Origin of the sequence: Paraburkholderia caffeinilytica (assembly GCF_051027425.1) — a bacterium.
GTDB lineage: Bacteria > Pseudomonadota > Gammaproteobacteria > Burkholderiales > Burkholderiaceae > Paraburkholderia > Paraburkholderia caffeinilytica_A.
Genome location: NZ_CP186552.1, coordinates 1,371,923 through 1,396,511, shown reverse-complemented (window position 1 = coordinate 1,396,511; position 24,589 = coordinate 1,371,923). Strand labels below are relative to the sequence as shown.

The following is a 24,589-nucleotide window of genomic DNA, read 5'->3' as shown; positions in this document are numbered from 1 at the left end:
CGTGGCCTCTCTGATCTCGTTGCATCGCCGCTCAAAAGCTGGAGTAGAGGCGCACGGGCCTCGGCGACAGACTGTTGTCCTGCTTGCGTCCGTCGAAGGTATAGCGCATGTACAGCAGCGCGGAACTCGGTGCGTAGTCATGCGAACGGTCGATGCTCAGTTGCACGCCCGCCACCAGATAATGGTTGAAGCGGTACTGCACAATGCCGCTCAAGCCATACGAGAACGCGACACCGCGCGTCGAACTGGCCGTGTTGACGAGGCTGCTGAAGCCCGGCGCCGAAGCGGCCGTATTCCACAGGCTGTTGAGCGCAGCCGGCGCGCTGTTCAGCGCGGGCAAACCGTTCGGGTAATACGGCGAGTCCTTCTCATACGAGTTCGATACGCCGACGGTGGCCGTCAGGTCCCAGTTCAGCGCGTCGCGCCGGCCCGCCCACTCGATCGGCACACCGACCGACAGATAGCGTTGCGGGCTGTAATAGCCGCCCTGCCCGAACGAATAGAAACGCTGATTATTGGTGTAGTGCCAGACGTTGCCGACCAGCCCTGTGCTCACCAGCGTGTTGACGCGCTGATAGACCGGCACGGTGAAGCCGGTGCGCAGGGTGATCTCCTGGTTGCTCGCCACATTGCGGCCGGTCAGCATCCCCGCGCCGACGTCGGCGAACACGCTGGTCCTGCCGATGTCGACCGCGGTATGGAAGTCGAGGCCGTCGCGACGCACCCCGCCCCACACCGCGCCGCTCACCGGATCGTGCATGCCCGCATACGACAGCAGGCTGCTCGTTTCCGGACGGCGCGAGCCGCTGATCGAAAAACTCGCCGGTCCCGCATCGAATTGATAGCGCACGCCGCCCACCATGTAATGCACGGGAAAACCGAGCGGCGTGGTGCCGAAGTCGAAGCGCCATGCATCGGACGTATAACCCGCGCCGAGCGCGACGCCGGTGGCCGACTGGTGCAGGTAAGGCAGCGTCGCGGCGGCATCGGCTACGGTCTGCGGCGGCACATTCTGCGATTGCGCGAGCTTGTCGGCGGCGCCCAGCGCGCCGAATGTGTCGCGTGTAAACGCGTTCGCGTCGCTGACGTCGAGCGTGCCGGCATCGATATGGACCGTATCGGCGTGGAGAAAAAAGTGGCCGTCGTAGCGATAGGGAATCTGCAGGTACACGGGCGCTTGCCACGCGCGGAACTGCGAAATGCCGCCGTCGCCCGATTTATAGGCTGGTATCCACGCTGTCTCGATCTCCGGATCGCGGCGTTGCTGCAGATCGGCCAGCGCGGCTTGCGCGGGCGTGCCGTCGGGGCCGGCCGTCACACCGGCCACGCGCTCCTGGGTCAGCGACAAACGGTACAGCGACTCGGCGTTCTCGTACTGGCCGAGATCCTGCGCTATGCGTCCGCTTTGCACGGTTACGTCCGGCCGCGCCGGATACGCGACCCGCAAGGCCGAAGTGATCTGCTCCGCTTCCTGCGGGCGGCGCAATGCCGCCAGCCGGCGAGCCGCGGACAGCCGCGTATCGATGTCGTCGGGCGCCGCACCATCGATCACCGTACGCACGAGATCGAGCGCCGCGCAGCGCTCGCCGCTTTGCTCCAGCACGCGGGCGAGCGCCAGTTGCGCGTCCGGATCGTTCGGTGTCGCGGCCAGCACCGGAGCCAACGCGGCGCGCGCCGCCGCATAGTGCCCCTGCAGCCGTTCGAGATCGGCGACTTCGAGCGCATAGCGCTTGTCGCGCCGGCCGGCCGGGCTGACGCGGGCGAGCAGGCGCCGCGCGGCGGTAAAGTCCTGGCGATCGAGCGCTGCGTCGGTCTGTCGCAGAATCGAACGCAATGCCTGGTCCTCGAGACGCGCGTTTTGTGCGGGACTCAGTTGAGCGTCGCCTCGCAGCGACGTCAGCCACGCATCCAGTTGATCGTTGCGTTTCGCGCTGCCGAGCAGATCGCCGTAACGCAGACGCACGTCGGCGTCGGTCTGCTGCGGATGTGTGTCGATCCAGTTCTGCAGCAACGCGAGTCCGCGCTCGGGCTCGCCCTGATCGATCCACATCGAGCCGACCGCGGCCAGCAGGTTCGGATCGTCGCCGGCCAGCGAGCGGGCCTGCTCGAGCGCTTGTGCAGCGCCATCCCGATCGTCCTGCGCGAACGCGGCGCGTGCTCTCGCGAGGCACTGCTGCGCCTGCAGGTTGCGCTCGAGCGCGCGCATGCCGTCCGTGCGGTCCTGCCCGGCGATCGGCGCGAGCACGTCCTGCGCACCGCTGATGTCGTCGATCGAGTTGCGATAGAGCGCGCTCGCATAGCGCATTTCGGGCGACGCCGACACGGTCAGGCCGTCGTCCATCACCAGCCGCCCGAGTTGCGGCAGCCCCAGATCGCGGTACAGGCGCGCGAGCGCAAACCGCGTCCACGGTGCATCGGGCGCGAGCCGCAGTGCCGCTTCATAGCGCTGGGCGGCCGGACCGCGCTGGCCCACCAGCAGCAGATTTTCAGCTTGTGCACGGAGCATGTCGGCGCGCAGTTGCGCGAGGCCCTGACGGTCGTCGGCGGCGGTGAAACGGCTTTGCAATGCGTCGAGGAGAGGCGCGACCTGCGCCGCGCGGCCGGTGTTCTCGAACAGCGTCTGGGTACTGCGCACCGCCGACAGATTCGGTTCGCGCGCCATGAGCAAGTCACGCAGCAGCGGTTCCGCGGCGCTCCAATCGTGTTGCGCGAGCAGCGCGTCGGCGAGCATCAGTTTGGCATCGGCGTTGGCCGGCTCCATCGCGAGCGCGGCGCGTGCGGCCCGCTCGGCATCCTGCGGCCGCCCGGCTGCGGCGGCTTCACGGCCCTGCGCCAGCGTGCCCCAGAACTGCGCGGCATGCGCGAGGCTTTCCCACTTTCCGCGATTGTCCGGCGCGAGCGCGGCCGCGCGCAGAAACAGCGTGCGGGCTTCGTCGCGCCGCCCTTCGCGCATACGGACCAGACCGAGGCCGCCGACCGCCTCGGCGTCGTTCGCCCGGGCTTGCGCCGCTCGCGCGAGCAGCGGCTCGGCCGTCGTCAGATCGTTACGCGCGAGCGCCTGCAAGCCGCGCTGCTGTGCGATGTAGTCGGGGTTGCGCTCGAGTTGCCGCTGCGCGTCCAACTGCGCTTCGATCACGCCGACGCGGTCCTTGAATTCGGTATCGTCCGGCACGAGTTGCAGATAGGCGCGCAGCGCGGCGAGATAAGCCGGGTCCGCACCGGCGGATTGCAGCACGTGGCGCCACGCGTCGAGCGACGCCGAACGATCCGAATCCGGCCGCGTGGCGAGATTCCACGCGATGCGATTGGCCTCGGCACGCGTTTCGCCACGCGCGTTCAGCAAATTGGCAAGCACCAGAGCCGAATCGAGATCCGATGGATCGGCAGCAATCCGCCGGCGCAAAGCGCCAACTGCCTGCACGCGACCCTCGGGCGTGCCCGCGATGATCTGGTAGTACTCGGCGCCAAGCGACCCCGACGGCGCGCCGTGCGGAAACAGCGCAACCAGCCGCCGCGTCGCTTCAACGGACTGACCGCTGCGCGCCAGCAGGCGAATCGTCGCCAGTTCTTCGCGGCCGTTGGTGGCGACGCGGAACTCGTCTTCGATCTGCTGGGTGGCCGGCGTGCCGGGAGCCTTGAGCCGCAGCCGCGCCAGCGTCGTCTGCGCGGCCTGCGCCTCGCCAAGACGCAACTGGATGCGCACCTGCTCCGCCAGCAGCGACGTATCGTCCGGCGCGATCAGCAACGCCTTCTGGATCGACTGCAAGGCGAGATCGTCGCGATGTTTGGTCGACCACATGCGGGCCGTCGCGAACAGGCGTTGTGCGGCGGCGTTTTGCGACGGTGCGGTCGTGCCGCCGGCCCATGCGGTTGCCGACGCAATCTGCGCCACGAGGCAGAGCAACAGCGCCGCGCACGTTAGCGGGAAGCGGCGCGACACGGCGAGCTCCAGCGCATGTTGAGGGTGCCGTCGGCGGCAAAGCGATAGCGGTCATCGCGCCAGCCCAAGCCGAACAGACTCAGCACACTGGTGTAATAGCCACGGGGCGTATCGCGATCGAGTTGTTCCATGCGGGCGATCTGCGCGTCGCCGAGCGCGCGCTGGCCGCGCGCGTCGAGAAACGGCACGGCTGCCGCGGAGAAACCGGCGTTACCCATGTTCGCGCCAACGCTGCCGTTCGTGGTATCGACCTTTTCCGGCGGCGCGCCGTGCGCGGCGATAAAACCGGCGAACGGCGCGAGGCGCGTGAGCAGCGGTTGCGCGAGCGGATCGCGTGGATCGAGCATGCCGGCCCACAGATAGACACGAATCGCGTTGTACGCGCTCCCGGCCCGGGTCTGCGGATCCGGCGCGAAACCATGGTTGGCGCGGTACAACGCCCAGTCAGGTGAAAAGCCTTGTGGCGCGGTGTCGAGCAGGACCCGGCCGGTGCTGGCGAGAAGACGCGTCCAGCGTGAGTCGTCCGGCAGGTGCGTGCCGATGCCGCGGATCACCTGCGGCGGCGAATAGCTCGGATTGACGCGCCACACGTCCGGCGCCGGATGAAAGCCCACGGGTCCCGGCAACAACGTTAGCCCGAGACCGGGAACGCTGGCGGTTTCCTCGTCGAGCACACGCTTCGCGAGGACCGCGCCGCGCGCCGTATAGCTGCGTTCCTGCCACGCGCGGCCGGCTTCGAGCAACGCATAGGCGATCCACAGATCGGCATCGGACGAAGCATTTGCATCGAGCACGTCCCATTGCCCGCTATCCGTGCGGCCCCACAACCATGCCGGCAAATGCGCGGTCAGGTCGCCTTGCGCGAGATGCGCCTCGGTCCAGTGCAGGATCGAATCGAAGGCCGGGCGGTCGTTGGCGACGAGCGCGAAGAATAGTCCGTACGACTGACCTTCCGATACCGTACGCGAATCGTCCGAGCCGACGTCGATCACGCGCCCTTCGGGCGAGATGAAATCGCGCTTGAACTGCTGCCAGCGCGGCCATGCGGGCGCAGCACAACTGTCTGGCGCAGGACTGCCAAGCCCTGTTGCGGTGGCCGGCAGCGGCAGGGTCGCAGCGAACGCGCCGCTCGCGAACAGGGTGACTACGCCGGTGGCCACACCGGCGGACACGCCCGTGGCAATCGCTGCGCCCATCGCCGACGCCAGACGCGTGCGCGCATCCGCCGGCGCCCCGCCGCGCGCCTGCCGTAGCGACGTTTTCCGCTTCACCGGCCGCATCGGTCAGACTCCCCGGCGGCGCGCGGCCAGTTCCTGCAGCGCGGTGAACGCGCCGACCGCCAGCAGCAGCCCGGCGATCGCGCCGAGCACGCCCAGCAGGATCGGATGCTGGATCGCCTTGCTCCAGAGCCGCGCATACCAGGGCACGTAACCGACCAGATACGGTTCGCCGACGCGCATGCTGTCGACTTCACCGCCGCGCACCAGTGCGACGTCGCCCTGCAGTTGCGAGACGCGGTCCGGTTTTTCCAGCACGTCGAGCAACTGGACCAGTTGATGCTGATCGGTGGCCGTCAGTGCGACGACGCTGCGTCCTTTGCTGCCGGGCAATTCGAAGCCCATCAACGCGGCCAGCGCGCCGTCGCGTTCGAGATGCGCGCTGCCGTCCGGCAGATGCGCGCCATTGCGCCACTGTTCCTTCACCGAAAACGAAGCGCGCGTGACGGTGCCGCCATCCGCACGCTCTGCGCCGTCGTTCGAGCTCGCGCCGATGGTCAGCGGCAGCGCCTGACGCCAATGGTCCAGCAGCGGCGCCGAACCATTGCCGCCGATCACCAGCAGATCCTTGCCCGCCAGTTGCGCGATCTCGGCCGGCCGCGCGATCTGCACGCGCAGCGCCGGATAGCCGGTCCATTGCCCCATGTGGCCGAGCATTGTCAGCAATGCTTCGAGTTCTTCAGGTGCGGGGTGCGCCGGGATCACCACGGCCGTCTGCGACAGATCGGCGTAACGCGTGAACGGGAAGCCGCTATTCGCGAAGTACGCGAGATTCGGCATCTGCGCATAGTGAACGAAGTTCGAGAAATCGATCGTCGAGTCCGGGTCGACCGCGGCCTGCACGGGATTCGACGCGACGCCCTGACAGAGCCCCGTCTTTTGCGAATCGAGATTGAAGCGCAACTGCAACTGGTTCGAGCTGCCGACGCGGAACGCCGGAATATCGAGCAGGCTGCTCGAACGGTTGCCGCTCGCCGACAGCACCGGCAATTGCAGGCGGCCCTGCGCGTCGTCGGCGCTGGCGGGCGCGAGCCGGTACGACTTGACCAGTTGATCGTTGATCTGCACGGCGAGGACCGAGTTGTTCTGCACCGTCGGCGCCGTGTAGCGGTACTTCAGATTCAGCGGCACGCCTGCACCGTTCCACGAGAACAGGTCGGCGGGTACGCGCAGGTTCAGACGGATCGCGTCCGGCGCACTGCCGCGCACCTGCAACTGGTTCGGATCGTCGATCATCTCCTTGAAGGCGACCGGACGGTCGACCGGCAACCAGCGCGGCGCGTCATAGGGTTTGCGCGGCGCGCCGATGTCGATCTGCGCGACCTGCACGGCGGGGCCCGCCATCGCCGTCCTGCCGAGCACGAGCGCGGCGGCCGCCTGATCGACTTCAGCGGCGCTGCGGCCCGTCACGATCAGCAGCTTCTTGTCGACCGATGCCGGATTGTCGGTGACGATCAGCATCGGCCCGTTGACCGGCGGCAGCTTCAACGCCGCGGGCAACTGCGCGCTGCGCGCGACCACCACCGCATGATCGTCGGACGGCAAGGTGGACGAGACCGGAAAACGCGCCTGACGATAATCGGCGAGCGCGCCGAACCACGAAGCCAGGACGCCGGCGCTGCGCAGCGTCGCGTTGTCGGTGGCTGCCGGCAGCACGAACGGCAAACGCAGGCGGCTCACATCGCGCCGGTCGAAAAACGGCGCCGGCAGCAACGCGAGATCGTTAGGCAAACGAATTGGCGAGGTGTCGAGAATGATCTCGCTCGTCGGACTCACGTCGGCCCACAGCGACGAGTTTTCCGGGTCTTCGCAATGGTCGAGCGTGTAATGCGCGATGAGCCGAAGGCCAAGCTGGTTGTAATCCGTCAGGAAACGCGGATCGAGCGGAATGTCCTGCGTGACGATCTGCCCTGCATGCTCGCGATCGAACGGCACGGTCGCCACAACTTCGTTGTTGATCGACACCTTGAAGTGCGAGATCGGAAACACCAGTGCCGGCGAATACGTGTAGCGCAAACGCAGCCGCGCCGCGGTCACGACATGATCGAGCCGCACGCCGACGTTGACGACGCGCACGTCTTCGAGACCGCGCAGGTTCAGCGGCTGATAGGCACCCAGTGCGGAGAACGGCAAGTGCACGGTGGTCGAGCCGGCGACGCTGCTCGCGGCATTGGACGCGTTCGTAGCGTTCGTAGCGTTCGGTGTGGTCATTGCACGCGTGCCGTTGGCGACGACGCCAGACGAAACGGGCAACGGCGAGGCAACAGCAGCGGCAGGCGACGGAACGGGCGCGGAAGGCGCGGCGGCTAGCGTGGCGGCGTACAAAGCGCCGACGAGCGCAGTCAGCGACAGGCAAAACGAGACAACAGGTTTCATGGACAGATCAGCTTGTTAAACATCGGCCATCCGCCCCATGACTACGCGGGATATCGTTGCGAATTCGGCCTGCCGCAAAGGTTTGCGGGGAACGTGAAAAACGGAATGCGGCGTAACCGCGTTACGGTCCCTTACAAAGGTATACGGACGATCTGGCGAAACCTTGAGTGACGAGCAGCATGACGGACCCGGCCAACACATGAAACGCGCCTCGTATCGCGTGCTGGGCCCTGCTTTCGCCTATTTTCCGTAGTCTCTCGCTCAGGCGTATTGGCGCCGCTGGGCGGGCGCAAAGATATCACAAGTTTGTGACAATTTGTGACAATTAAGGCATGCTGCGGCCATGCTGATCCGAAGCAAATCATGAGCAATCCAACTCGGTCTTCCTCCCCCTCTTCAGAGGCCCGTACAGAGGCTCCGGCCTCGACGCCGTTGCCGGCCAAACGCAGCGGCCCTTTACGGGCGCTGTTTGCGCTGCGGCACTCGTGCGACGGCATTGTTGCGACGTTGCGCGAGGAAAGCGCGTTTCGTCAGGAAATGGCGCTGGCCGCGATCCTGCTGCCTTGCGCGCTGTTGCTGCCGGTTAGCGCGATCGAGCGGGTATTGCTGATCGTTTCCGTGCTGCTGGTGCTGCTGGTGGAGTTGTTGAATTCGAGCATCGAGGCCGCGATCGATCGCATTTCGCTCGAACGGCACGATCTGTCGAAGCGTGCCAAAGACTGCGGCAGTGCGGCGGTGACGATGGCACTGCTGATCTGCGCGGTGACGTGGGGCGTGTTGTGCGGGCCGCTGGTTTATCACTGGCTCCGCGCGCAGATATAAGCTGCCATGTTGACGGCCTGGCGGGTCTCGTGAATACCCTGCGTGTGATTTCTATGTAATACGTATTAATCGTTTGCGTACGGATGGAATGCAATGCGCAAACGTTAGCGCGTAATAGCCGCGGCCAATTCCGCGATTCACGATTCCGGGAAAATGCGAATGCCGTGCCGCTGCACCAAAGACGGCTGCGACGTCAGCGCTCGCAATGAAGAGCGCGATAACGTTTGCGCCTGCGTTGTCTTCATTGAGCCTTTGCTTGCTGCGGCGCGCTTTCCTGCCTCTTCACCTGTTCGCCCTGCCTTGGGCACACCCATTGCTGAATGTCGTTCGCCGGCAAAAAACCGTCAGAGCACGCAGTGCCTACAACGAGTAGCCATTGCTCACATCAATTCAACAATCCATCGGTGGGAGGCCCCATGCTTCGATACGCTGTCATCTTCTTCATCATCGCGATCATCGCCGCGGTATTCGGCTTCGGCGGCATTGCCGCAGGCGCGACGGAAATCGCCAAAGTTCTGTTCTTCATCTTCGTAGTGATCTTCCTCGTCACCCTGCTGATGGGCGTGTTGCGACGCTGACCACCGCATCAACCTGACAAGCGAAGAAACATTCGCCCCGGTGTGAGAATCAGCAGCTCGTTGCAATACTTGCCACGTGGCGTTGCAATAGTTGCTGCCCGCGCCGGGGGTTTTAACGCAAGAGGCTACGTATCACGCATCTGCACATCCTGAACGCGTTGCACTACCGCAGACACGCAACACGCAACACGCAACACGCAACACGCAACACGCAACACGCTTCAAGTATGCCAACCACGCAAACGCCTCATGCCGCGCGCGCAATTCTCGCCGGCACCGTCAGCCTATGCGACCAGTTCGCGAGCGTACGGGTCGCCACCGGCGGTTTGCTCAGGATCGCACTGTCGTAACGCTTGCCGTCGAACCGTACGAAATCGACAATGCGAAAGCCCTGCCCCCGGTAAAACGCAATCAGATGAGCCGCCGGTTGCGGCGTATCGAGCGCGAGCTCCGCAAACCCGCGCGTTGCGGCCCAGTGGTCGGCGAAAGCGATCAACAGCGTACCGATGCCGCGCGCCTGCCATACCGGCTCGACGCCGAACTGACGCAAGCTGGCAATATCGTCGCGCCGGTACAGCTCGCAAGGCGACTCGCGATCGGGTGCATACAGCGTCATCGTGCCGACAATGCGCCCCTCGCAGACCGCCACGTAGCAATCGCCCTGGGTCGCGCGTGAACGCGTCGTCTCTACCGTTTGATCCACACAGGTGCAATTCAGGCCCATCTCGCCGAGCCGTGTGAAAGCCCGATGCAGTAGTGCGGTCAACGCGACATACGAATCGCGCGACGGATCGAAGCGGCGCAGTTCGATACGGCCTGCGCCGTGACATACGTAGTCGATATGGACGGATTGCTGCGTCGTTGCACGTCGCTTCACGTTGAACACCTCGCGCTATCAGGGGATGCACGAAGTGTAGGTTTGGCGACCAGGCGTCTCAAGAAAAAATGTCGTAAAAACTCACATGGGACGTGCATGCGAGCGTGCCGATGTGCATGCCAACGCGTTATCGGCAGATTGCCGGAGCACTAGCCGGCGGATGCCATAAGCGGCTCGTTTTCCCGCAAGCCGAGATGCAATTCCTCGCAGAGGAACGTCTGCAAGGTCTGCACGGCCGCCGCCTGGGCGCCGGACACTGCGCGCATGAAAAGCCCGAAATCGGCGGTGGGTGCATCGGGCAATCCATCGGCCTGACCGAGCACGCGCATCGACTCCGAACGGATATTGCCGTCGAGCAGTACCGACACACCGAGCCCCGCTTCCACGGCCGACTGCACCGCCGGCAAACTGGTGCTGGTGCACACAATGCGCCACGCAATCCCCGCGCGCCGCAGCGCCGTCAACACCTGCTGCTGCCACAGACACGCGCCGCCGAACGCAACCACCGGCAACGCCGCATCGCCATCGCGGCTAAACCCGCGCGCACCGACCCAGAAGAGCGGCTGCGTCCAGGTCAGCAGCGGCACCGAGTCGATCAGTGCGGGATCCCCCACGACCACGTCGAGGCCGCCATCCGCAAGCCGGCTCGACAACGCCACACTGGTATCGACGACGATCTCCAGCGCCACCTGCGGATAAGCGATCGAAAAGCGCCGCAGCGCACGCGGCAGCCGGCCGACCGCGATGTCTTCCAGCATGCCGAGCCGCACCGTGCCGGACACCTGCCCCGCGCTCAAGGCCCGCCGCGCATCGGCGCCCGCGCCGAGGATCGTATGCGCGAACGGCAGCAGCAGATGACCCGCTTCGGTCAGTTGCACGCCACGCGGCGAACGGTCGAGCAAACGCTGCCCCAGTTCTTCTTCGAGCCGGCGCAATTGCATGCTCACCGCCACCTGGGTGCGCGCGAGGCGCACCGCCGCCACGCCCACGGCGCCGGTTTCGGCAACGGTAACGAAGGTGCGCAGGAGGCTGCTGTCGAGATCTCGGGTCATCACGTTTATTGAAGCGACCATAAGAAATATCAACTTATCTTAATACTGCTTGCACCGATAAGATAGCGTCCAACGACTCCGAAAGAGCGGTAACGAGGCCACGATGCAGGACACCACGATCAAACCGGCGCTGAATTCCGCGCCAACCCCGGTGAAACCGGCCAGCGCAGCGGCGGGTGCGGCGCTCCTGTGCGTGCTGTCCATGTCGAGCGTGCAGTTCGGCGCCGCGCTCTCCGCGCCGACGATGGCAACGTACGGCTCGCTCAGCACCACCTGGCTGCGTCTTTGCTGGGCGGCCGTGGTGCTTGGGTTGGTGGTGCGCCCGCGGTTTTTCACCTACTCGCGCTCGCATTGGTTCGCGGCCGGCGCGCTGGGCGCAGCGATGGCCGGCATGACACTGTGCTTTTTCGCGGCGCTTCAGCGGATTCCACTGGGGCTGGCTGTCGCGATCGATTTTCTCGGGCCGCTCGCGGTCGCGACTTTCGCCGTGCGTCGTGTGCGCGCACTGGCGTGGCCGGCATTGGCGATTGCCGGCGTGCTACTGCTTTCACGCGATCGTGCGGGCTGGATCGGCGAACCGCTTGGCGTACTGCTCGCGTTCGGGGCCGCGCTCGGCTGGGGCAGCTATATCGTGCTGATGAAGAAGACCGGCGCCGTGTTCGCGGGACTCGAAGGATTGTCGGTGTCGCTAATCGCAGCGGCGCTGGTTGCCACGCCATTCGGTTTCGCGCAAAGCGGCATACACATCGCCGCGGGCCAGATCGCGGCAACCGCGGGCCTCGCATTGCTGGTTCCGTTGTTACCGTACGCGCTGGAAATGGTGGCATTGCGGCACATGCCGGCCGCATCGTTTGGGATCCTGATGAGTGTAGAACCCGCGATCGGCGCGTTGGCCGGCTTTGTGGTGCTGCATGAACCGATGAGTGTCTTGCAGATAGCCGGCACGCTGCTGGTGGTCGCCGCAAGTGTGGGCGCCGTGGTGGCAACGCGCTAAATGGTGCCGAATCGCTGCGTGTGCCGCGCTCAGGCGAAGTTTTCCGCTTCGTAAAGGCGCCGGCCCGCTGCGTCCTTCGCGCCGAGGATCGGTTCGATTTCGATCGGCCATTCGATGCCGATGTCAGGGTCGCACCACAAGATGCAGCGCTCGAGTTCGGGAAACCAGTATTCGGTGGTTTTCCACAGGCACTCCGCGACGTCGGAGAGCACCACGAAGCCATGCGCGAAACCCGGCGGCACCCATACCTGCCGATGATTGGCCGCGCTCAGATGTGCGCCGCTCCACTTGCCGAAGTTCGGCGAGTTGAGCCGCACGTCTACCGCGACGTCGAACACGTCCCCCACCACCACGCGCACAAGCCGGCCTTGCGGTCGCTGCACCTGATAGTGCAGCCCGCGCAACACGCCACGCACTGCTCGCAAATGACGGTCCTGCACGAAGTTGAAGCCGTGCGAGACATCGTCGGTAAACTCATCCGCGCTGAAACTCTCGAAGCAGAAGCCGAATTCGTCGCTAAACACCTCGGGCTCGATGAGTTTGACCTCTGGCAATGCCGTCGCCATTACCTTGTTGCCCATGGCCACTGTGCTCGTAAGAAGCCTGTCCGGAGAAACCACACTCGCGGATATGCGGGCCGCTGCGCATGGCGTTGCGCACGGCACATGTCGCTGCACACGTCGCTGCACACGCCGCTACGCACGTCGCTGCGCACGCATCCATCCACTGTGAGGCGCGCCGTTAGTCCTACTCTACATTTCGGTCGCCACCCGGCTGCGTGCGCGATATTCGGTCGGCGACAACGCCATGCGCTTGCGGAATATCTTCGCGAGGCGATCGCCGTTTCCGGTGCCGCTGCGGCGTGCGATCTTGTCTACCGGTAACTCGGTTTCAGTCAGGAAGTTGCAGGCAATACGCAATCTCACCTGCAACAGATAGTCGGACGGCGTGACGTGCATTTCATGCTTGAAGCGGCGCAGAAAATTTCGCTCGCTCATCGCCGCCACCTGGGCCGCGTCCGCAACCGATACAGAACGATCGCAATTCGCCTCCATCCAGCGCGCGGCCGCACGGATTTTCTCGGCGACACTCAGTGTGCCGCCTTCAGCCGGCAGCGGCACCCAGGTGGCGGCCATGCCCGGCATGACCCGATCGGCAACGCTGCGCGCGAGCTCCGCGCCGAGATCGCGCTTGATGAACATCAGCGCACTGCGCGCGCAGTCGTTGCGATCATTGGCGGCGTTGAACGCGGCATCGCCCGTGGCGCTGTTCAGATAGCGGTTCACCTGCAGGCCGTCATGCTCCGCAGAGCCCACGGCCTCCAGCACGAGACGGCCCTCGCCGATCGTCTCGATCGCGCGGGTACGCGTTTGCACCGACCGCAGCCAGCCGAGCAGCCGTTCGTCGCGCGCGGCCTCATGTGCGCCGTAGCCGCCAGCAATGAACAGCACGTCGAAACCGCTGCCGTAGCGTGTGTCGATACGGTCGGTCCAGATCCGCGCCGCCGACGAACTCGCTACGCTGCCGCCGCCCATCGACAGAAACTGCACTTCATAAGGCGGGCCTTCACCGGCACGCGAGCCGGAGAGTTCGTTGGCGGTCTGGAACATCTCGACCACCGTGCCTGGCCCGAGCAGCCAGAAACCGTCGAACAGCAACACGCCGATCCGGCGCGCTGCACTACGCACGTTGAGCGCCGGCGTGTGTAACCAGGTGATCCTTGCAGTATCCAGGTGCATGTGCGGCATGATGTTCCCTCTGAACTGTCGTACGTTGCCGACCCCGCTCTCCCTTCGGCCGGCCGATATGGTCGAATTTAATCACGGCGAGTAAAAACTGCCGGTAATAGCGCTTACGGATTATGCGTGATGTTAGCGTAATGCTTCGCTATAGTAAATTTGAAAAACAAATTGGCATTAGCAAAGAGAATGTATGAAGAAAAACATTATCACTCGTTTCATATGACTGTACGAACATGACACGGCGCAGTGATAGATCGTACCGGAGCGCCGCCCGCCTGAATGCCGCAGAACCTTGTATTTGCTGGATTTCAAGCCTCGTGACGACGGGATACGGGGCCAGCGTGGGCCGCCCAGTTTGCGGCAGAGACTCACCGCGATCGCATTCGAAAATGTTTCAAATCTGAAATCCAAAGATCGCAAATAATGAACACGCAATCGGGTTTTTATTCGCAAACCGGGAATTTATTGACAATGTGAATGTGGCAAACCGCACATTCACCGAAACATTCCGGATTAAGCATTTCGGCGCCCGATTCTCAACCGGCTAAAAATGTTTCTATATTGAAACATCCAGCCTCTTTACATATGAATAAATGCGCTTGCCATCTGCCCCCGGCCCCGGCAAACATCGGACGAATCTCCGGGACGGCGGAAATCATGCCAGCAGCTTCCTTAAACAAAGTTTCATCCCTGGATCGTGCACTTTAAGACTTGGTTAAGAGAGGCCGCGCCATAATTTGCCTACCGTGAGAGCTGTAAGGAGCAGAGACATGACGCGCCCCATGAGCATCGAAAGAGTCAACGAATATGGACAGAACGCGGTTCGCATCGCCATCGAGGATCGTGCGGTGCTGCTCGAAGCACCCGATCTGGACGCCGTGATCGAGCACCTCAGCGCGCTACGCGCCACAATGCGCCCGGAAGTGCCCAAAGAACCGTTGCGCAGCCATCAGTACGTGATTGAAATCGATCCGTGCTGGCACACTGAAAAGCATCCACTGCATGACGGTGCCGTACTGTTCCTGCGGCATTCCGGCCTGGGCTGGGCCGGCTTCGCACTCCCCACCGAAAGCCTCGCCAGGTTGCATCACGCGTTGACACAACAGCTGGAAGCATCGCTCGAAGTCCACGGCATGCTCAACTGAAGCGGCTGACTCAACCGGATCAACCGGATGACGAATTCAAGCAGCTTGTTGCGTTTCGCGTAGCACTGCATTTCAGATTGCGTGTGCACCTCGCTGCGCCTCACACCTATACTTCTCTCGCCGCGTCATAGCGGCTACTTTCATTCAGGTCTCTTTCCGAAGCGCGGCTTTGTCCGCGCTCTTTTTTTGTTCATCGCTTAGGCTTGCTGATGGTTATTGAGCGGATCGAGATGCAGGACCGTCCGCGCCGTTCATGAACATTGCACAAAATTAAAAAAGACTTAATCCGCCTAGCAGTGCCGTTTTATCTGCGATCGCCGATGATGCATCCATCGTCCTTCTCTACTGTCCCAACATGAACCAGCTACAAGCGATGCGTGTCTTCACACGAGTGGTCGATCTCGCCAGCTTCAATCTCGCGGCGAGACAGTTAGGGATGTCGGCAGCGGCGGTTACGCGCAGCGTCGGCACGCTGGAAGCGCATCTGAATATGCGCTTGCTGAACCGCACCACACGCAGTCTTTCGCTGACCGATGTAGGCCGCGAGTATCTCGACGGTTGCCGCACGATCATCGAAAAGCTCGACGAGATGGAATCGAACCTGCTCGAGACGACGCGCGACCCGCAGGGCACACTGCGGATCGCTACGCCGATGACGTTCGCCACCGCCGGATTGGGCGCATTACTGGCCGCGTACCGCACACTGCATCCACGCGTGGACTTCGACGTAACCACGTTCGATACGCATATCGATCTGGTGGAAGGCGGTTTCGACGTGTGTTTCTCCGACGACCGGCGGCTCGCCAATTCCACGCTGGTCAGCCGCACGCTGACCAGCGTCGATGAACTGACTGTTGCCTCGCCGACCTATCTGGCGCGTCACGGTACCCCTCGCGATCCGGCTGCGCTGAACCGCCATGGACTGCTGACGGTCTCCGACGGGTCGTCGCGCAGCTGGGAATTCGCAGACGACGACGGTATCTACCGCGTCAACACCGGCAGCGCGCTCACCGCCACGAGTAGCGCGATGGTGCGCGTAGCCGCGCTCAATCATATGGGTATCGCCCTGCTGCCGTTGCCGATCATTGCCGACGACCTCGCGCAAGGCGCGCTCGTGCCCGTGCTCGAACAGTTCGAAATCAACGGCGGCCCGCGCCAGGTGTCGATTCTCTACTCCGGCCGCAATTATCTGTCGATGCGCGTGCGCAGTTTCATCGACTTCGCGGTCAGCCAGTATCGCGCGCCGGACCGTCCGGTCGCGCTGCGGGCGGTAGCTTGAACCGGACTCGCCCATCATGCCCAGAATTCTGACGATCGAAGATGACGAGTTGATCGCGCACGACATCGTCCGCACGCTCACTGCGAGCGGATTCTCTGTCGACGTGGCACGCACGGGCCGCGAAGGCATGGCGAAAGTGATGGCGGGCGACTACGACGTCGTCACACTCGACCGCATGCTGCCCGATCTGGACGGCCTGACTATCGTGGCAACCATGCGTGGTGTCGGCATGGAAACGCCCGTACTCGTGATGAGTGCAATGTCCGATGTCGATCAGCGCATTCAGGGCCTGCGCGCCGGTGGCGACGACTATCTGACCAAGCCCTTCTCCTCCGAGGAAATGTTCGCGCGCGTCGAGGTGCTGTTGCGGCGCAGGCCACGTCACGCCAAAGCTGAAACGCTGCTGCGCAGCGGTGCATTGGAAATCGATCTGGTGCGCCGCAGAGTCACCCACCGGCAGCGCGAACTCGATCTGCAACCCACCGAATTCCGCGTACTCGAATTCATGATGCGGCACACCGGCCAGGTGCTCACACGCACAATGATCTTCGAAGCCGTGTGGGGATGCCGCTTCGATCCCGGCACCAACCTGATCGACGTACACGTAGGCCGGTTGCGCAAGAAAGTCGAAACGCCCGGCGAGCGTCCGTTGATTCGCACCATTCGAGGCTCGGGCTATCTGTTCGGCTGACGCCGCTCTACCCGCAGGTTTTTCGATGGAGCTTTAGCGCTGCATGCAGCGCTAAAGCCGTTGCAACGCGATTATCGACGCGATCGCGTTCACCATCCTGGCTTCCTAAAACTAGTTTCATTTGTTTAGTCCGCGACTGTTAGGACCCGCTCTCCAGAATGCCGTTACCGGGCAATGCCATTGGTGCAAGCCCTAACCGCCACACGCCCGCGCAGATTCAATCGCGCCTCTGAACGGAGCAGCCTTCGATGTTAAAAATAGTCCGGTTAGCTTTAACCCGGCCCTACACGTTCATCGTGCTTGCGATGCTGATCCTGTTGATCGGCCCGCTTGCCGCGTTGCGCACGCCGACGGATATCTTTCCCGACATCCGCATTCCCGTGATCAGCGTGGTCTGGAATTATGCCGGCCTGCAACCGGACGATATGTCCGGGCGCATCGTCACCTACTACGAGCGCACGCTCGGCACGACCGTCAACGACGTCGCGCATATCGAGTCGCAATCGTTTCGCGGCTACGGCATCGTGAAGATCTTCTTTCAGCCGACCGTGGACATCCGCACCGCCACCGCTCAGGTGACCTCGGTATCGCAGACGGTGCTCAAGCAAATGCCGCCCGGCACCACGCCGCCGCAGATTCTCAACTACAACGCGTCCACCGTGCCGGTGCTGCAACTGGCGTTGACCAGCAATACCCTCGACGAACAGAAACTCGCCGATTACGCGACCAACTTCATTCGCCCGCAATTGCTGAGCGTGCCTGGCGTGGCGATTCCGACGCCATACGGCGGCAAGACCCGTGAAGTGCAGATCGATCTCGATCCGCAAGCATTACAGGCAAAAAAACTCTCGGCCAACGATGTCGCCACCGCTCTCGCGCAGCAGAATCAGATCATTCCGGCGGGCACCGAGAAGATCGGCCGCTTCGAATACAACATCAAGCTGAACAACAGTCCGCTTGCGCTCGACGAACTGAACGCGCTGCCGATCAAGACGGTGGACGGCGCAACGATCTATATCCGCGACGTGGCTCACGTGCGCGACGGCTATCCGCCGCAAGGCAATGTGGTACGCGTGGATGGTCATCGCGCGGTGCTGATGAGTATTCTGAAGAACGGTTCTGCCTCGACGCTCGACATCATCTCCGGTGTCAAGGCGCAATTGCCGCGCGTTGAAGCGACGCTGCCGCCCGGTTTGAAGCTCGTGACAATGGGCGATCAATCGACCTTCGTGAAAGGCGCGGTGAGTGGCGTGGCGCGTGAAGGCGTGATCGCCGCCGCGCTGACTTCGCTGATGATCCTGCTGTTCCTCGGCAGCTGGCGCTCGACGCTGATCATCGCGGCGTCGATTCCACTTGCGGTGCTGGCGGCGATTGCGGGTCTCGCCGCCATGGGCGAAACGCTCAACGTGATGACGCTCGGCGGTCTCGCGCTCGCGGTGGGGATTCTGGTCGACGACGCCACCGTCACGATCGAAAACATCAACTGGCATCTCGAACAGGGCAAGGACGTACGCAGCGCGATCATGGACGGCGCCGCGCAGATCGTCGCGCCCGCCTTCGTGTCCCTGCTGTGCATCTGCATCGTCTTCGTGCCGATGCTGCTGCTCGACGGCATTGCACGCTTCCTGTTCGTGCCGATGGCCGAAGCGGTGATCTTCGCGATGATCGCCTCGTTCATTCTCTCGCGTACCTTCGTGCCGATGATGGCGCAATACCTGTTGCGCCCGCATGCATCGGGCGGCCACGCTTCCGGCGAACTGGCGGCAGTAATGGACCCGCATGGCGGCCACTCGCATCCGGCACCGTCGCGCAATCCGCTAGTGCGTTTTCAGCGCGGTTTCGAGCACCGTTTCGAACGCGTGCGCAGCGTGTACCGGATTGTGCTCGGCCTCGCGCTTACGCATCGCAAGCGTTTCGTGACGGGGTTTCTGATCGTGGTCGGCGCGTCTTTTCTGCTCGCCCCGTGGCTCGGGCGCAACTTCTTCCCGAATATCGACTCCGGCGAAATAGCGATCCACGTGCGAGCGCCGATCGGCACACGGGTCGAAGATACGGCCGAGCAATTCGATCTGATCGAAAACGCCGTGCGCCGCGCGATTCCGCCGGACCAGCTGCGCAGTATCGTCGACAACATCGGCCTGCCCAATAGCGGCATCAACCTGACCTATAACAACAGCGGCACGATCGGACCGCAAGACGGCGACATCCTGATCTCGCTGAACGAGAACCACCAACCTACCGCCGGCTTCGTGCGCACACTGCGAGAAACGCTGCCGCGCCAGTTTCCCGGAACCGCTTTCGCGTTCCTGCCCGCCGACATCGTCAGTCAGATTCTGAATTTCGGCGCGCCCGCGCCAATCGACTTGCAGGTGGCAGGACCGGACCAGGCGGCCAATCATCGTTACGCAAATGAAGTGATGCGACGCATGCGCATGATCCCCGGCATTGCCGATACACGCATCCAGCAGGCTTCGACGTACCCGCAATTCACCGTATCGGTGGATCGTTCGCGCGCCGATCAACTCGGGATCACCGAACAGGATGTAACCAATTCCGTGGTGGCGAGCCTCTCGGGCACGAGTCAGGTATCGCCGACGTACTGGTTGAATCCGAAGAACGGCGTGTCGTATCCGATCGTGGCGCAAACCCCACAATACCGCATGACATCCCTGTCCAATCTAAGCAACCTGCCGGTGACCGGCAAGAGCGGTCAGGCGCAGATTCTGGGCGGCATCGCGACCATCTCGCGCGGCGTCGGCAATGCGGTGGTTTCGCACTACAACATCGAGCCGCTCTACGACGTGTTTGCGACCACTCAAGGTCAGGATCTCGGCGCCGTCTCCGCAAAGATTCAGAGCATCGTCCACGCGACCGCGAAGGACGTGCCGAAGGGCTCGATCGTCACGCTGCGCGGCCAGGTTCAAACGATGAATAGCGCGTTTCTCGGTTTGTCGCTGGGTCTGGTCGGCGCGATTCTGCTGATCTATCTGCTGATTGTCGTGAACTTCCATTCGTGGAGCGACGCGTTCGTGATCGTCACTGCATTGCCCGCGGCGTTGGCCGGTATCGTGTGGATGCTGTTCACCACGCATACACCGCTTTCGGTGCCCGCATTGACCGGCGCGATTCTCTGCATGGGCGTCGCGACCGCCAACAGCATTCTGGTGGTGAGCTTCGCCCGCGAACGGCTGGCGGTGACCGGCAACGCGCTGGTCGCGGCGATGGAAGCCGGCTTCACGCGCTTTCGCCCGGTGCTGATGACAGCGCTCGCGATGATCATCGGCATGGCGCCGATGGCGCTCGGCCTCGGCGACGGTGGCGAGCAGAACGCGCCGCTCGGCCGCGCCGTGATTGGCGGCCTGATTTGCGCGACGTTCGCCACGCTGCTGTTCGTGCCGGTCGTGTTCAGCCTCGTACATCGGCGCGATGCGGCGAGTCATGGCCCCGCACACGATCCATCGCACCGTTCATCAAACGACCCCTCGCACGATCATTCATCATCCGAACCCGGAGTCCATCATGTCCACTGAGATCGAGATCAATTCGCCGAAGCGGCTGCGTCATCTGAAGCTGGCCGGTATCGTTGCGCTGCTGGCGGCAGCGGGCATCGTGACGAGCGGCATTGCCAGCCGCGTGCATGCAAAACAGGAGCTCACCACCTGGTCCGCCCAGCAAGCCGTGCCGACGGTGGTGGCGTACACGCCCAAACACGACCTCGACGCGCAGACGCTGGTGTTGCCCGGACGGCTGTCCGCTTTCGTCAACGCGCCGATCTACGCGCGCGTGTCGGGCTATCTGCATGCGTGGTACGCCGATATCGGCACTCACGTCAAAGCCGGTCAATTACTCGGCGTGATCGATACGCCCGATCTCGATCAGCAATTGCAGCAGGCGCGTGCCGATCTGCAGAATTCGGTGGCGAACGAAAAACTCGCCGCATCCACGGCAAACCGCTGGACGAAGATGCTGCAGCAGGACTCGGTCTCACAGCAGGATGCCGACGAAAAAACCAGCGATCTCGTTGCCAAGCAGGCAACGGTAGCGGCCGCCGAGGCCAACGTGCGGCGCCTCGAAGCACTCGAATCGTTCAAACGCATCACAGCCCCGTTCGACGGCATCGTCACCGCGCGCACCACCGATATCGGCGCGCTCATCAATGCGGGCGGCGGCAACGGGCCTGAACTTTTCTCGGTTTCCGACGCACGTCAGTTGCGTGTCTACGTGAGCGTGCCGCAGGACGAGGCAGCCGCCATCAAACCCGGCATGACCGCCACGCTCACCGTGCCCGAACGTCCCGGCGTGAAATTCAACGCCAGACTCGTCGACACCGACGATGCCATTACGCCCTCTTCGGGCACCTTGCTGGTGCAACTCGCGGTCGACAATCAAAATGGCCTGCTGATCCCCGGCGAGTACACCGAGGTGCATTTCGCGCTGCCGACCGACTCGCATGCCTTGTCGATACCGGCCAGTTCGCTCATCTTCCGGCAGCACGGTTTGCAGGTCGCTGTTGTCGGCAACGACAACCATGCGGTGCTCAAATCCGTTTCGATCGGCACCGATCTCGGCACGCACGTCGAGATCGCATCGGGTTTGAATCCAACGGACCGTGTCATCGACAATCCGCCCGACTCGCTCACCTCGGGCGATGAAGTGCGGCTCGCGGGCAATCCGGCCGGTGCAACGGACACGTCGCTAGCCGCACGTCGCCCGGCGGAGAGCGCTCATGGATAAACGCCGCATCTGCATCGCATTGGCGGCCGCGGCGCTGATGAGCGGCTGCTCGTTCGCGCCGGCCTACCAGGCTCCGGCCACCAGCATCCCGACGACCTTCAAGGAAGGCGGCGCCTGGCAACTCGCCAGACCGGCCGACCGCGTGCCGCGCGACGCGTGGTGGAGCGTGTATCGCGATCCGGTGCTCGACCGCCTCGAGGTTCAGGTGGCCGCCGCCAATCCCGATGTGGCCGCAGCGATGGCGCGCCACGACGAAGCCACCGCTTATCTGTCGCAAGCCCGCTCGGGGTTGTTTCCGACTATCGGCGCGGAAGCGTCGGTCGAACGCCAAAGGCAGTCGGACAATCGCCCGTTGCGAGGCGCGGGTCAGCCATCGGTGTACAACACCAGTAACGTCGACGTCGGCATCGGCTATGACCTCGATCTGTGGGGCAAGATCCGCAACGAGGTTTCAGCGGGCCGTTCGGCGATGCAGGCAAGCGAGGCCGATCTCGAGTCGGTACGTTTGAGCTTGCAGGCGAATCTGGCGAGTGCGTACTTCAATCTGCGCGGACTCGACGAACAGCAGCAATTGCTCAACGATACGATCGACACCTACCAGCACGCGCTCAAGCTCACGCTAAGCCGTCACGCGGGCGGCATCGCATCCGACCTCGACGTCTCGCGCGCGCAGACGCAACTCGATACCGCGCGCGCTTCCGCCGACGATATCGCCGCACGCCGGGCGCTATACGAGCACGCGATCGCCAGCCTGACCGGCGCGCCGGCGTCGACGTTCACACTCGCGCCGGTAATCGAAACGGCTTACCTGCCATCCATTCCAACCGGCGTGCCCGCGGCGCTGTTGCAACGGCGCCCCGATATTGCAGCGGCCGAGCGGCGCGTCGCCGAAGCCAATGCACAAATCGGCGTCGCCAAGGCAGCCTTCTTTCCCGACATTTCGCTCGGCCTCGACGGCGGTTATCAAAGCGATACGCTTTCGCCGTGGCTGATGGCGCCGAACGAAATCTGGTCGGTCGGGCCGAGCCTGGTGTTCACGCTATTCGACGGCGGCCGCCGTGAAGCGATCACACAACAGGCGCGCGCGAAGCTCGCCGAGAACGGTGCGAAGTACAAGGCCGCGGTGCTGCTCGCCTTCCAGCAGGTCGAAGACAACCTCGCGCAATTGCATCATCTCGGCGACGAAGCCACGCAGCAGAACGCGGCGCTCGTCGCCGCGCAACGCACGTTGACGCTTTCGATGTCGCGCTATCGCGACGGCGTGGTCAGCTATCTGGACGTGGTGACCGCGCAGACCACCGAACTCGCTACTCAGACCGATGCATTGAACCTCAATACGCGGCGCCTGCTGGCCTCCGTGGGGCTGATTGAGGCTCTAGGTGGTGGCTGGTCGGCGGACGGCGCTACGGGCGCGCCTGCCGTTCAGGCGGCGAGTGTGCAAGGGGTGCGTCCCGAGAAGGTTGCTTCTAGCGGTTGAGGCTGAGGGTTGAATGTGACGGATGAAACTGCCGATTGAACTCCGCCGGTTGAATCTGTCGGTTGGATTCGTCGATTGAGTGCACAGGTTAAATGCGTTGATTGAAACTACCGGCAGAACTTCGCCGGTTGAATCCGCCAGCCAGTCCGCCAACGCCACGTAAAAAACGTCGCCGGTTCATCACCGGCGACGTTTGCGTTTCAGCCAACCTTCCAGCGCCGTCCGGTGCGCCGACGGCGCTCAGAACCGATGCCGTATTCCCAGAGCCACCACCGCCTGCCGATCGCTCGACGAAGCCGCCAGCGAATAGATCGACGCATTGCCAAGCACCGCAATACCGTCGGCACCCGATACATGTTGATACACGCCTTCCAGATACAGATCGGTTCGACGTGACAATGCGTAGTCCGCCTGCAGCATGAACTGATTCCACTTCGGTGCAACGCTCTTGCCGGCGTCGCTGAAATGTCCGTCAGTGAACGTGTACGAACCACCGAGCGAGAACATCGGTGTAATCGCATAGCGCGCGTTCAGTTCATAGTTATTGAAGGTCAGCATATCGCCGTTGAGCGTGGAATACGCGCCGCCCTGCGTGATCTGATGCGGATCGTCGAGCATCGTCCGGGTAAAGACGAGGCCGACGGTCGCCGCGCCGAACGTGTAGCGTCCCGCTGCGCCGAGGATACGCTGGCGCACGCCGGTGAAGGTCGCATCGCCGTCGCTGCTGCTCACCGCGCCGCCGGTATTGTTGGGCTGATTGACGCCGCCCGGCTGGTTCACCTGCAAATAGGCGACCGCCAGATTGAACGGGCCGCCTGCCCATTGCGCGCCGAGGCTATAGGCGTTGTTGTTGCTGAAACCGCCCGCTGCATTGCTGAAGGCATAGGCGCCGCCAACCGTGAAGCCGTCGTAAGTCGCGCTGCGGAATTTCAGCGCGTTGTTCATGCGCAGATCGTTGTTGAGGTTGTCGTTATCGAACGGATGGTCGGCAATATTGCCGCCGAATCCCGAGCCGGTCGCCGAAAGCGGCGCGACGAAATCGACGAGGAAATCGTATTGACGGCCCATCGTCACGGTACCCCACTGTTTGCTGGCGATGCCGACCCATGCCTGCCGGCCGAACTCATCGCCGCCGTTGGAGAACTTGCCGCTGTCGATATTAAAACCGTTCTCCAGGTCGAAGACCGCGCTCAGCCCGCCGCCCAGGTCTTCACTACCGCGCAGGCCCCAGCGGTCGGTACTCACGTTGCCGCTTTCCATCATCCAGTTGCTTTTCCCGCCTGAAGCCGTTTTCTGATTGCTGATGTAGTCGATGCCGGTATCGAGTGTGCCGTAGAGCGTAACGCTGCTTTGTGCGTGCGCCGCCGCGCCGAAGGTGCCTGCCAGGGCGACGAGTGTGGTTGCCAATGCTTTATTCATGTCTGATTCCGGGTAAGAGAAGGCGCCGGTCCGCGCATTGACGGACCGATCCCGCACACCGTGCGGGTAGCCGCAATGTAGATTTGCGGAGTGACATACCCGTGATCAAAACCGGCCGATTCATGAAACGTTTTTTATGTTCATGACATGCACCCGATCACGCCTTTAATCACTATCCTGCCGACG

Annotated in this window: 17 protein-coding genes; 9 read left to right on the top strand and 8 right to left on the bottom strand. The window is 63.2% G+C overall.

Going from position 1 to position 24,589, the window contains the following annotated elements; genetic code table 11:
• Nucleotides 1–31: 31 nt before the first annotated feature.
• The 3 genes from ACOSV0_RS06135 to bcsB are packed head-to-tail and all read right to left on the bottom strand — an operon-like array spanning nucleotide 32 to nucleotide 7,593.
• Nucleotides 32–3,940 (bottom strand): cellulose synthase subunit BcsC-related outer membrane protein, encoded by a 3,909-nt coding sequence (locus ACOSV0_RS06135; RefSeq protein ID WP_434109371.1) that lies wholly within the window; start codon nucleotides 3,938–3,940, stop codon nucleotides 32–34.
• Nucleotides 3,919–5,220: a cellulose synthase complex periplasmic endoglucanase BcsZ gene (gene bcsZ, locus ACOSV0_RS06130; protein ID WP_434109370.1), complete on the bottom strand. Its 1,302-nt coding sequence runs from the start codon at nucleotides 5,218–5,220 to the stop codon at nucleotides 3,919–3,921. The genes ACOSV0_RS06135 and bcsZ overlap by 22 nt, the downstream gene beginning before the upstream one ends.
• Nucleotides 5,221–5,223: 3 nt before the next feature.
• A complete protein-coding gene (bcsB, locus tag ACOSV0_RS06125) occupies nucleotides 5,224–7,593 on the bottom strand; it encodes a cellulose biosynthesis cyclic di-GMP-binding regulatory protein BcsB (RefSeq protein ID WP_434109369.1) in 2,370 nt (789 codons plus the stop codon).
• 363 nt (nucleotides 7,594–7,956) lie between these two features.
• Between bcsB and ACOSV0_RS06120 the strand changes: the two genes are divergently transcribed.
• Complete coding sequence (locus ACOSV0_RS06120; protein ID WP_434109368.1) at nucleotides 7,957–8,415, top strand: diacylglycerol kinase; 459 nt, start codon at nucleotides 7,957–7,959, stop codon at nucleotides 8,413–8,415.
• 416 nt (nucleotides 8,416–8,831) lie between these two features.
• Complete coding sequence (locus ACOSV0_RS06115) at nucleotides 8,832–8,993, top strand: DUF1328 domain-containing protein (RefSeq protein WP_434109367.1); 162 nt, start codon at nucleotides 8,832–8,834, stop codon at nucleotides 8,991–8,993.
• A 247-nt stretch (nucleotides 8,994–9,240) separates the two neighbouring features.
• On the opposite strand, the gene ACOSV0_RS06110 is transcribed toward ACOSV0_RS06115, so the two are convergent.
• The gene (locus ACOSV0_RS06110) at nucleotides 9,241–9,870 is read right to left on the bottom strand and encodes a GNAT family N-acetyltransferase (protein WP_434109365.1); all 630 of its coding nucleotides are present in this window, start codon (nucleotides 9,868–9,870) and stop codon (nucleotides 9,241–9,243) included.
• A 149-nt stretch (nucleotides 9,871–10,019) separates the two neighbouring features.
• Nucleotides 10,020–10,922, bottom strand: a complete 903-nt coding sequence (locus tag ACOSV0_RS06105; protein WP_434109363.1) for a LysR substrate-binding domain-containing protein — start codon at nucleotides 10,920–10,922, stop codon at nucleotides 10,020–10,022.
• A 103-nt stretch (nucleotides 10,923–11,025) separates the two neighbouring features.
• On the opposite strand from ACOSV0_RS06105, the gene ACOSV0_RS06100 reads away from it, so the two are divergent.
• Nucleotides 11,026–11,916: an EamA family transporter gene (locus ACOSV0_RS06100; RefSeq protein ID WP_434109362.1), complete on the top strand. Its 891-nt coding sequence runs from the start codon at nucleotides 11,026–11,028 to the stop codon at nucleotides 11,914–11,916.
• A gap of 29 nt (nucleotides 11,917–11,945) precedes the next feature.
• Here ACOSV0_RS06100 and rfbC read toward each other — a convergent pair whose 3' ends face one another.
• Together rfbC and ACOSV0_RS06090 are read right to left on the bottom strand one after the other, a co-directional pair.
• A complete protein-coding gene (gene rfbC / locus ACOSV0_RS06095; protein ID WP_434109361.1) occupies nucleotides 11,946–12,497 on the bottom strand; it encodes a dTDP-4-dehydrorhamnose 3,5-epimerase in 552 nt (183 codons plus the stop codon).
• A gap of 171 nt (nucleotides 12,498–12,668) precedes the next feature.
• Entirely contained in the window at nucleotides 12,669–13,664 is a 996-nt protein-coding gene (locus tag ACOSV0_RS06090; protein ID WP_434109360.1) for a GlxA family transcriptional regulator, read from the bottom strand.
• Nucleotides 13,665–14,428: 764 nt separating this feature from the next.
• On the opposite strand from ACOSV0_RS06090, the gene ACOSV0_RS06085 reads away from it, so the two are divergent.
• From ACOSV0_RS06085 to ACOSV0_RS06060, 6 genes are all read left to right on the top strand, one after another.
• Nucleotides 14,429–14,803, top strand: coding sequence for a hypothetical protein (locus ACOSV0_RS06085; protein ID WP_434109359.1), 375 nt, complete (start codon nucleotides 14,429–14,431; stop codon nucleotides 14,801–14,803).
• 355 nt (nucleotides 14,804–15,158) lie between these two features.
• Nucleotides 15,159–16,082: a LysR family transcriptional regulator gene (locus ACOSV0_RS06080; protein ID WP_434109357.1), complete on the top strand. Its 924-nt coding sequence runs from the start codon at nucleotides 15,159–15,161 to the stop codon at nucleotides 16,080–16,082.
• Nucleotides 16,083–16,098: 16 nt separating this feature from the next.
• Nucleotides 16,099–16,773 (top strand): response regulator transcription factor, encoded by a 675-nt coding sequence (locus tag ACOSV0_RS06075; RefSeq protein WP_434109356.1) that lies wholly within the window; start codon nucleotides 16,099–16,101, stop codon nucleotides 16,771–16,773.
• 248 nt (nucleotides 16,774–17,021) lie between these two features.
• Entirely contained in the window at nucleotides 17,022–20,303 is a 3,282-nt protein-coding gene (locus ACOSV0_RS06070) for an efflux RND transporter permease subunit (RefSeq protein WP_434109354.1), read from the top strand.
• Nucleotides 20,293–21,507 (top strand): efflux RND transporter periplasmic adaptor subunit, encoded by a 1,215-nt coding sequence (locus tag ACOSV0_RS06065; RefSeq protein WP_434109353.1) that lies wholly within the window; start codon nucleotides 20,293–20,295, stop codon nucleotides 21,505–21,507. The genes ACOSV0_RS06070 and ACOSV0_RS06065 overlap by 11 nt, the downstream gene beginning before the upstream one ends.
• Nucleotides 21,500–22,984: an efflux transporter outer membrane subunit gene (locus tag ACOSV0_RS06060; RefSeq protein ID WP_434109352.1), complete on the top strand. Its 1,485-nt coding sequence runs from the start codon at nucleotides 21,500–21,502 to the stop codon at nucleotides 22,982–22,984. Before ACOSV0_RS06065 ends, ACOSV0_RS06060 begins: the two co-directional genes overlap by 8 nt.
• A 240-nt stretch (nucleotides 22,985–23,224) precedes the next feature.
• On the opposite strand, the gene ACOSV0_RS06055 is transcribed toward ACOSV0_RS06060, so the two are convergent.
• Nucleotides 23,225–24,403, bottom strand: a complete 1,179-nt coding sequence (locus ACOSV0_RS06055) for a porin (RefSeq protein ID WP_434109350.1) — start codon at nucleotides 24,401–24,403, stop codon at nucleotides 23,225–23,227.
• Between the last annotated feature and the right edge of the window lie 186 nt (nucleotides 24,404–24,589).

Coding starts and splice junctions, on each gene's coding strand:
- bcsZ (WP_434109370.1), bottom strand. CDS start 5,220: ATGCGGCCGGTGAAGCGGAAAACGTCGCTACGGCAGGCGCGCGGCGGG.
- bcsB (WP_434109369.1), bottom strand. CDS start 7,593: ATGAAACCTGTTGTCTCGTTTTGCCTGTCGCTGACTGCGCTCGTCGGC.
- ACOSV0_RS06120 (WP_434109368.1), top strand. CDS start 7,957: ATGAGCAATCCAACTCGGTCTTCCTCCCCCTCTTCAGAGGCCCGTACA.
- ACOSV0_RS06115 (WP_434109367.1), top strand. CDS start 8,832: ATGCTTCGATACGCTGTCATCTTCTTCATCATCGCGATCATCGCCGCG.
- ACOSV0_RS06105 (WP_434109363.1), bottom strand. CDS start 10,922: ATGACCCGAGATCTCGACAGCAGCCTCCTGCGCACCTTCGTTACCGTT.
- ACOSV0_RS06100 (WP_434109362.1), top strand. CDS start 11,026: ATGCAGGACACCACGATCAAACCGGCGCTGAATTCCGCGCCAACCCCG.
- rfbC (WP_434109361.1), bottom strand. CDS start 12,497: ATGGGCAACAAGGTAATGGCGACGGCATTGCCAGAGGTCAAACTCATC.
- ACOSV0_RS06090 (WP_434109360.1), bottom strand. CDS start 13,664: ATGCCGCACATGCACCTGGATACTGCAAGGATCACCTGGTTACACACG.
- ACOSV0_RS06085 (WP_434109359.1), top strand. CDS start 14,429: ATGACGCGCCCCATGAGCATCGAAAGAGTCAACGAATATGGACAGAAC.
- ACOSV0_RS06080 (WP_434109357.1), top strand. CDS start 15,159: ATGAACCAGCTACAAGCGATGCGTGTCTTCACACGAGTGGTCGATCTC.
- ACOSV0_RS06075 (WP_434109356.1), top strand. CDS start 16,099: ATGCCCAGAATTCTGACGATCGAAGATGACGAGTTGATCGCGCACGAC.
- ACOSV0_RS06070 (WP_434109354.1), top strand. CDS start 17,022: ATGTTAAAAATAGTCCGGTTAGCTTTAACCCGGCCCTACACGTTCATC.
- ACOSV0_RS06065 (WP_434109353.1), top strand. CDS start 20,293: ATGTCCACTGAGATCGAGATCAATTCGCCGAAGCGGCTGCGTCATCTG.
- ACOSV0_RS06060 (WP_434109352.1), top strand. CDS start 21,500: ATGGATAAACGCCGCATCTGCATCGCATTGGCGGCCGCGGCGCTGATG.
- ACOSV0_RS06055 (WP_434109350.1), bottom strand. CDS start 24,403: ATGAATAAAGCATTGGCAACCACACTCGTCGCCCTGGCAGGCACCTTC.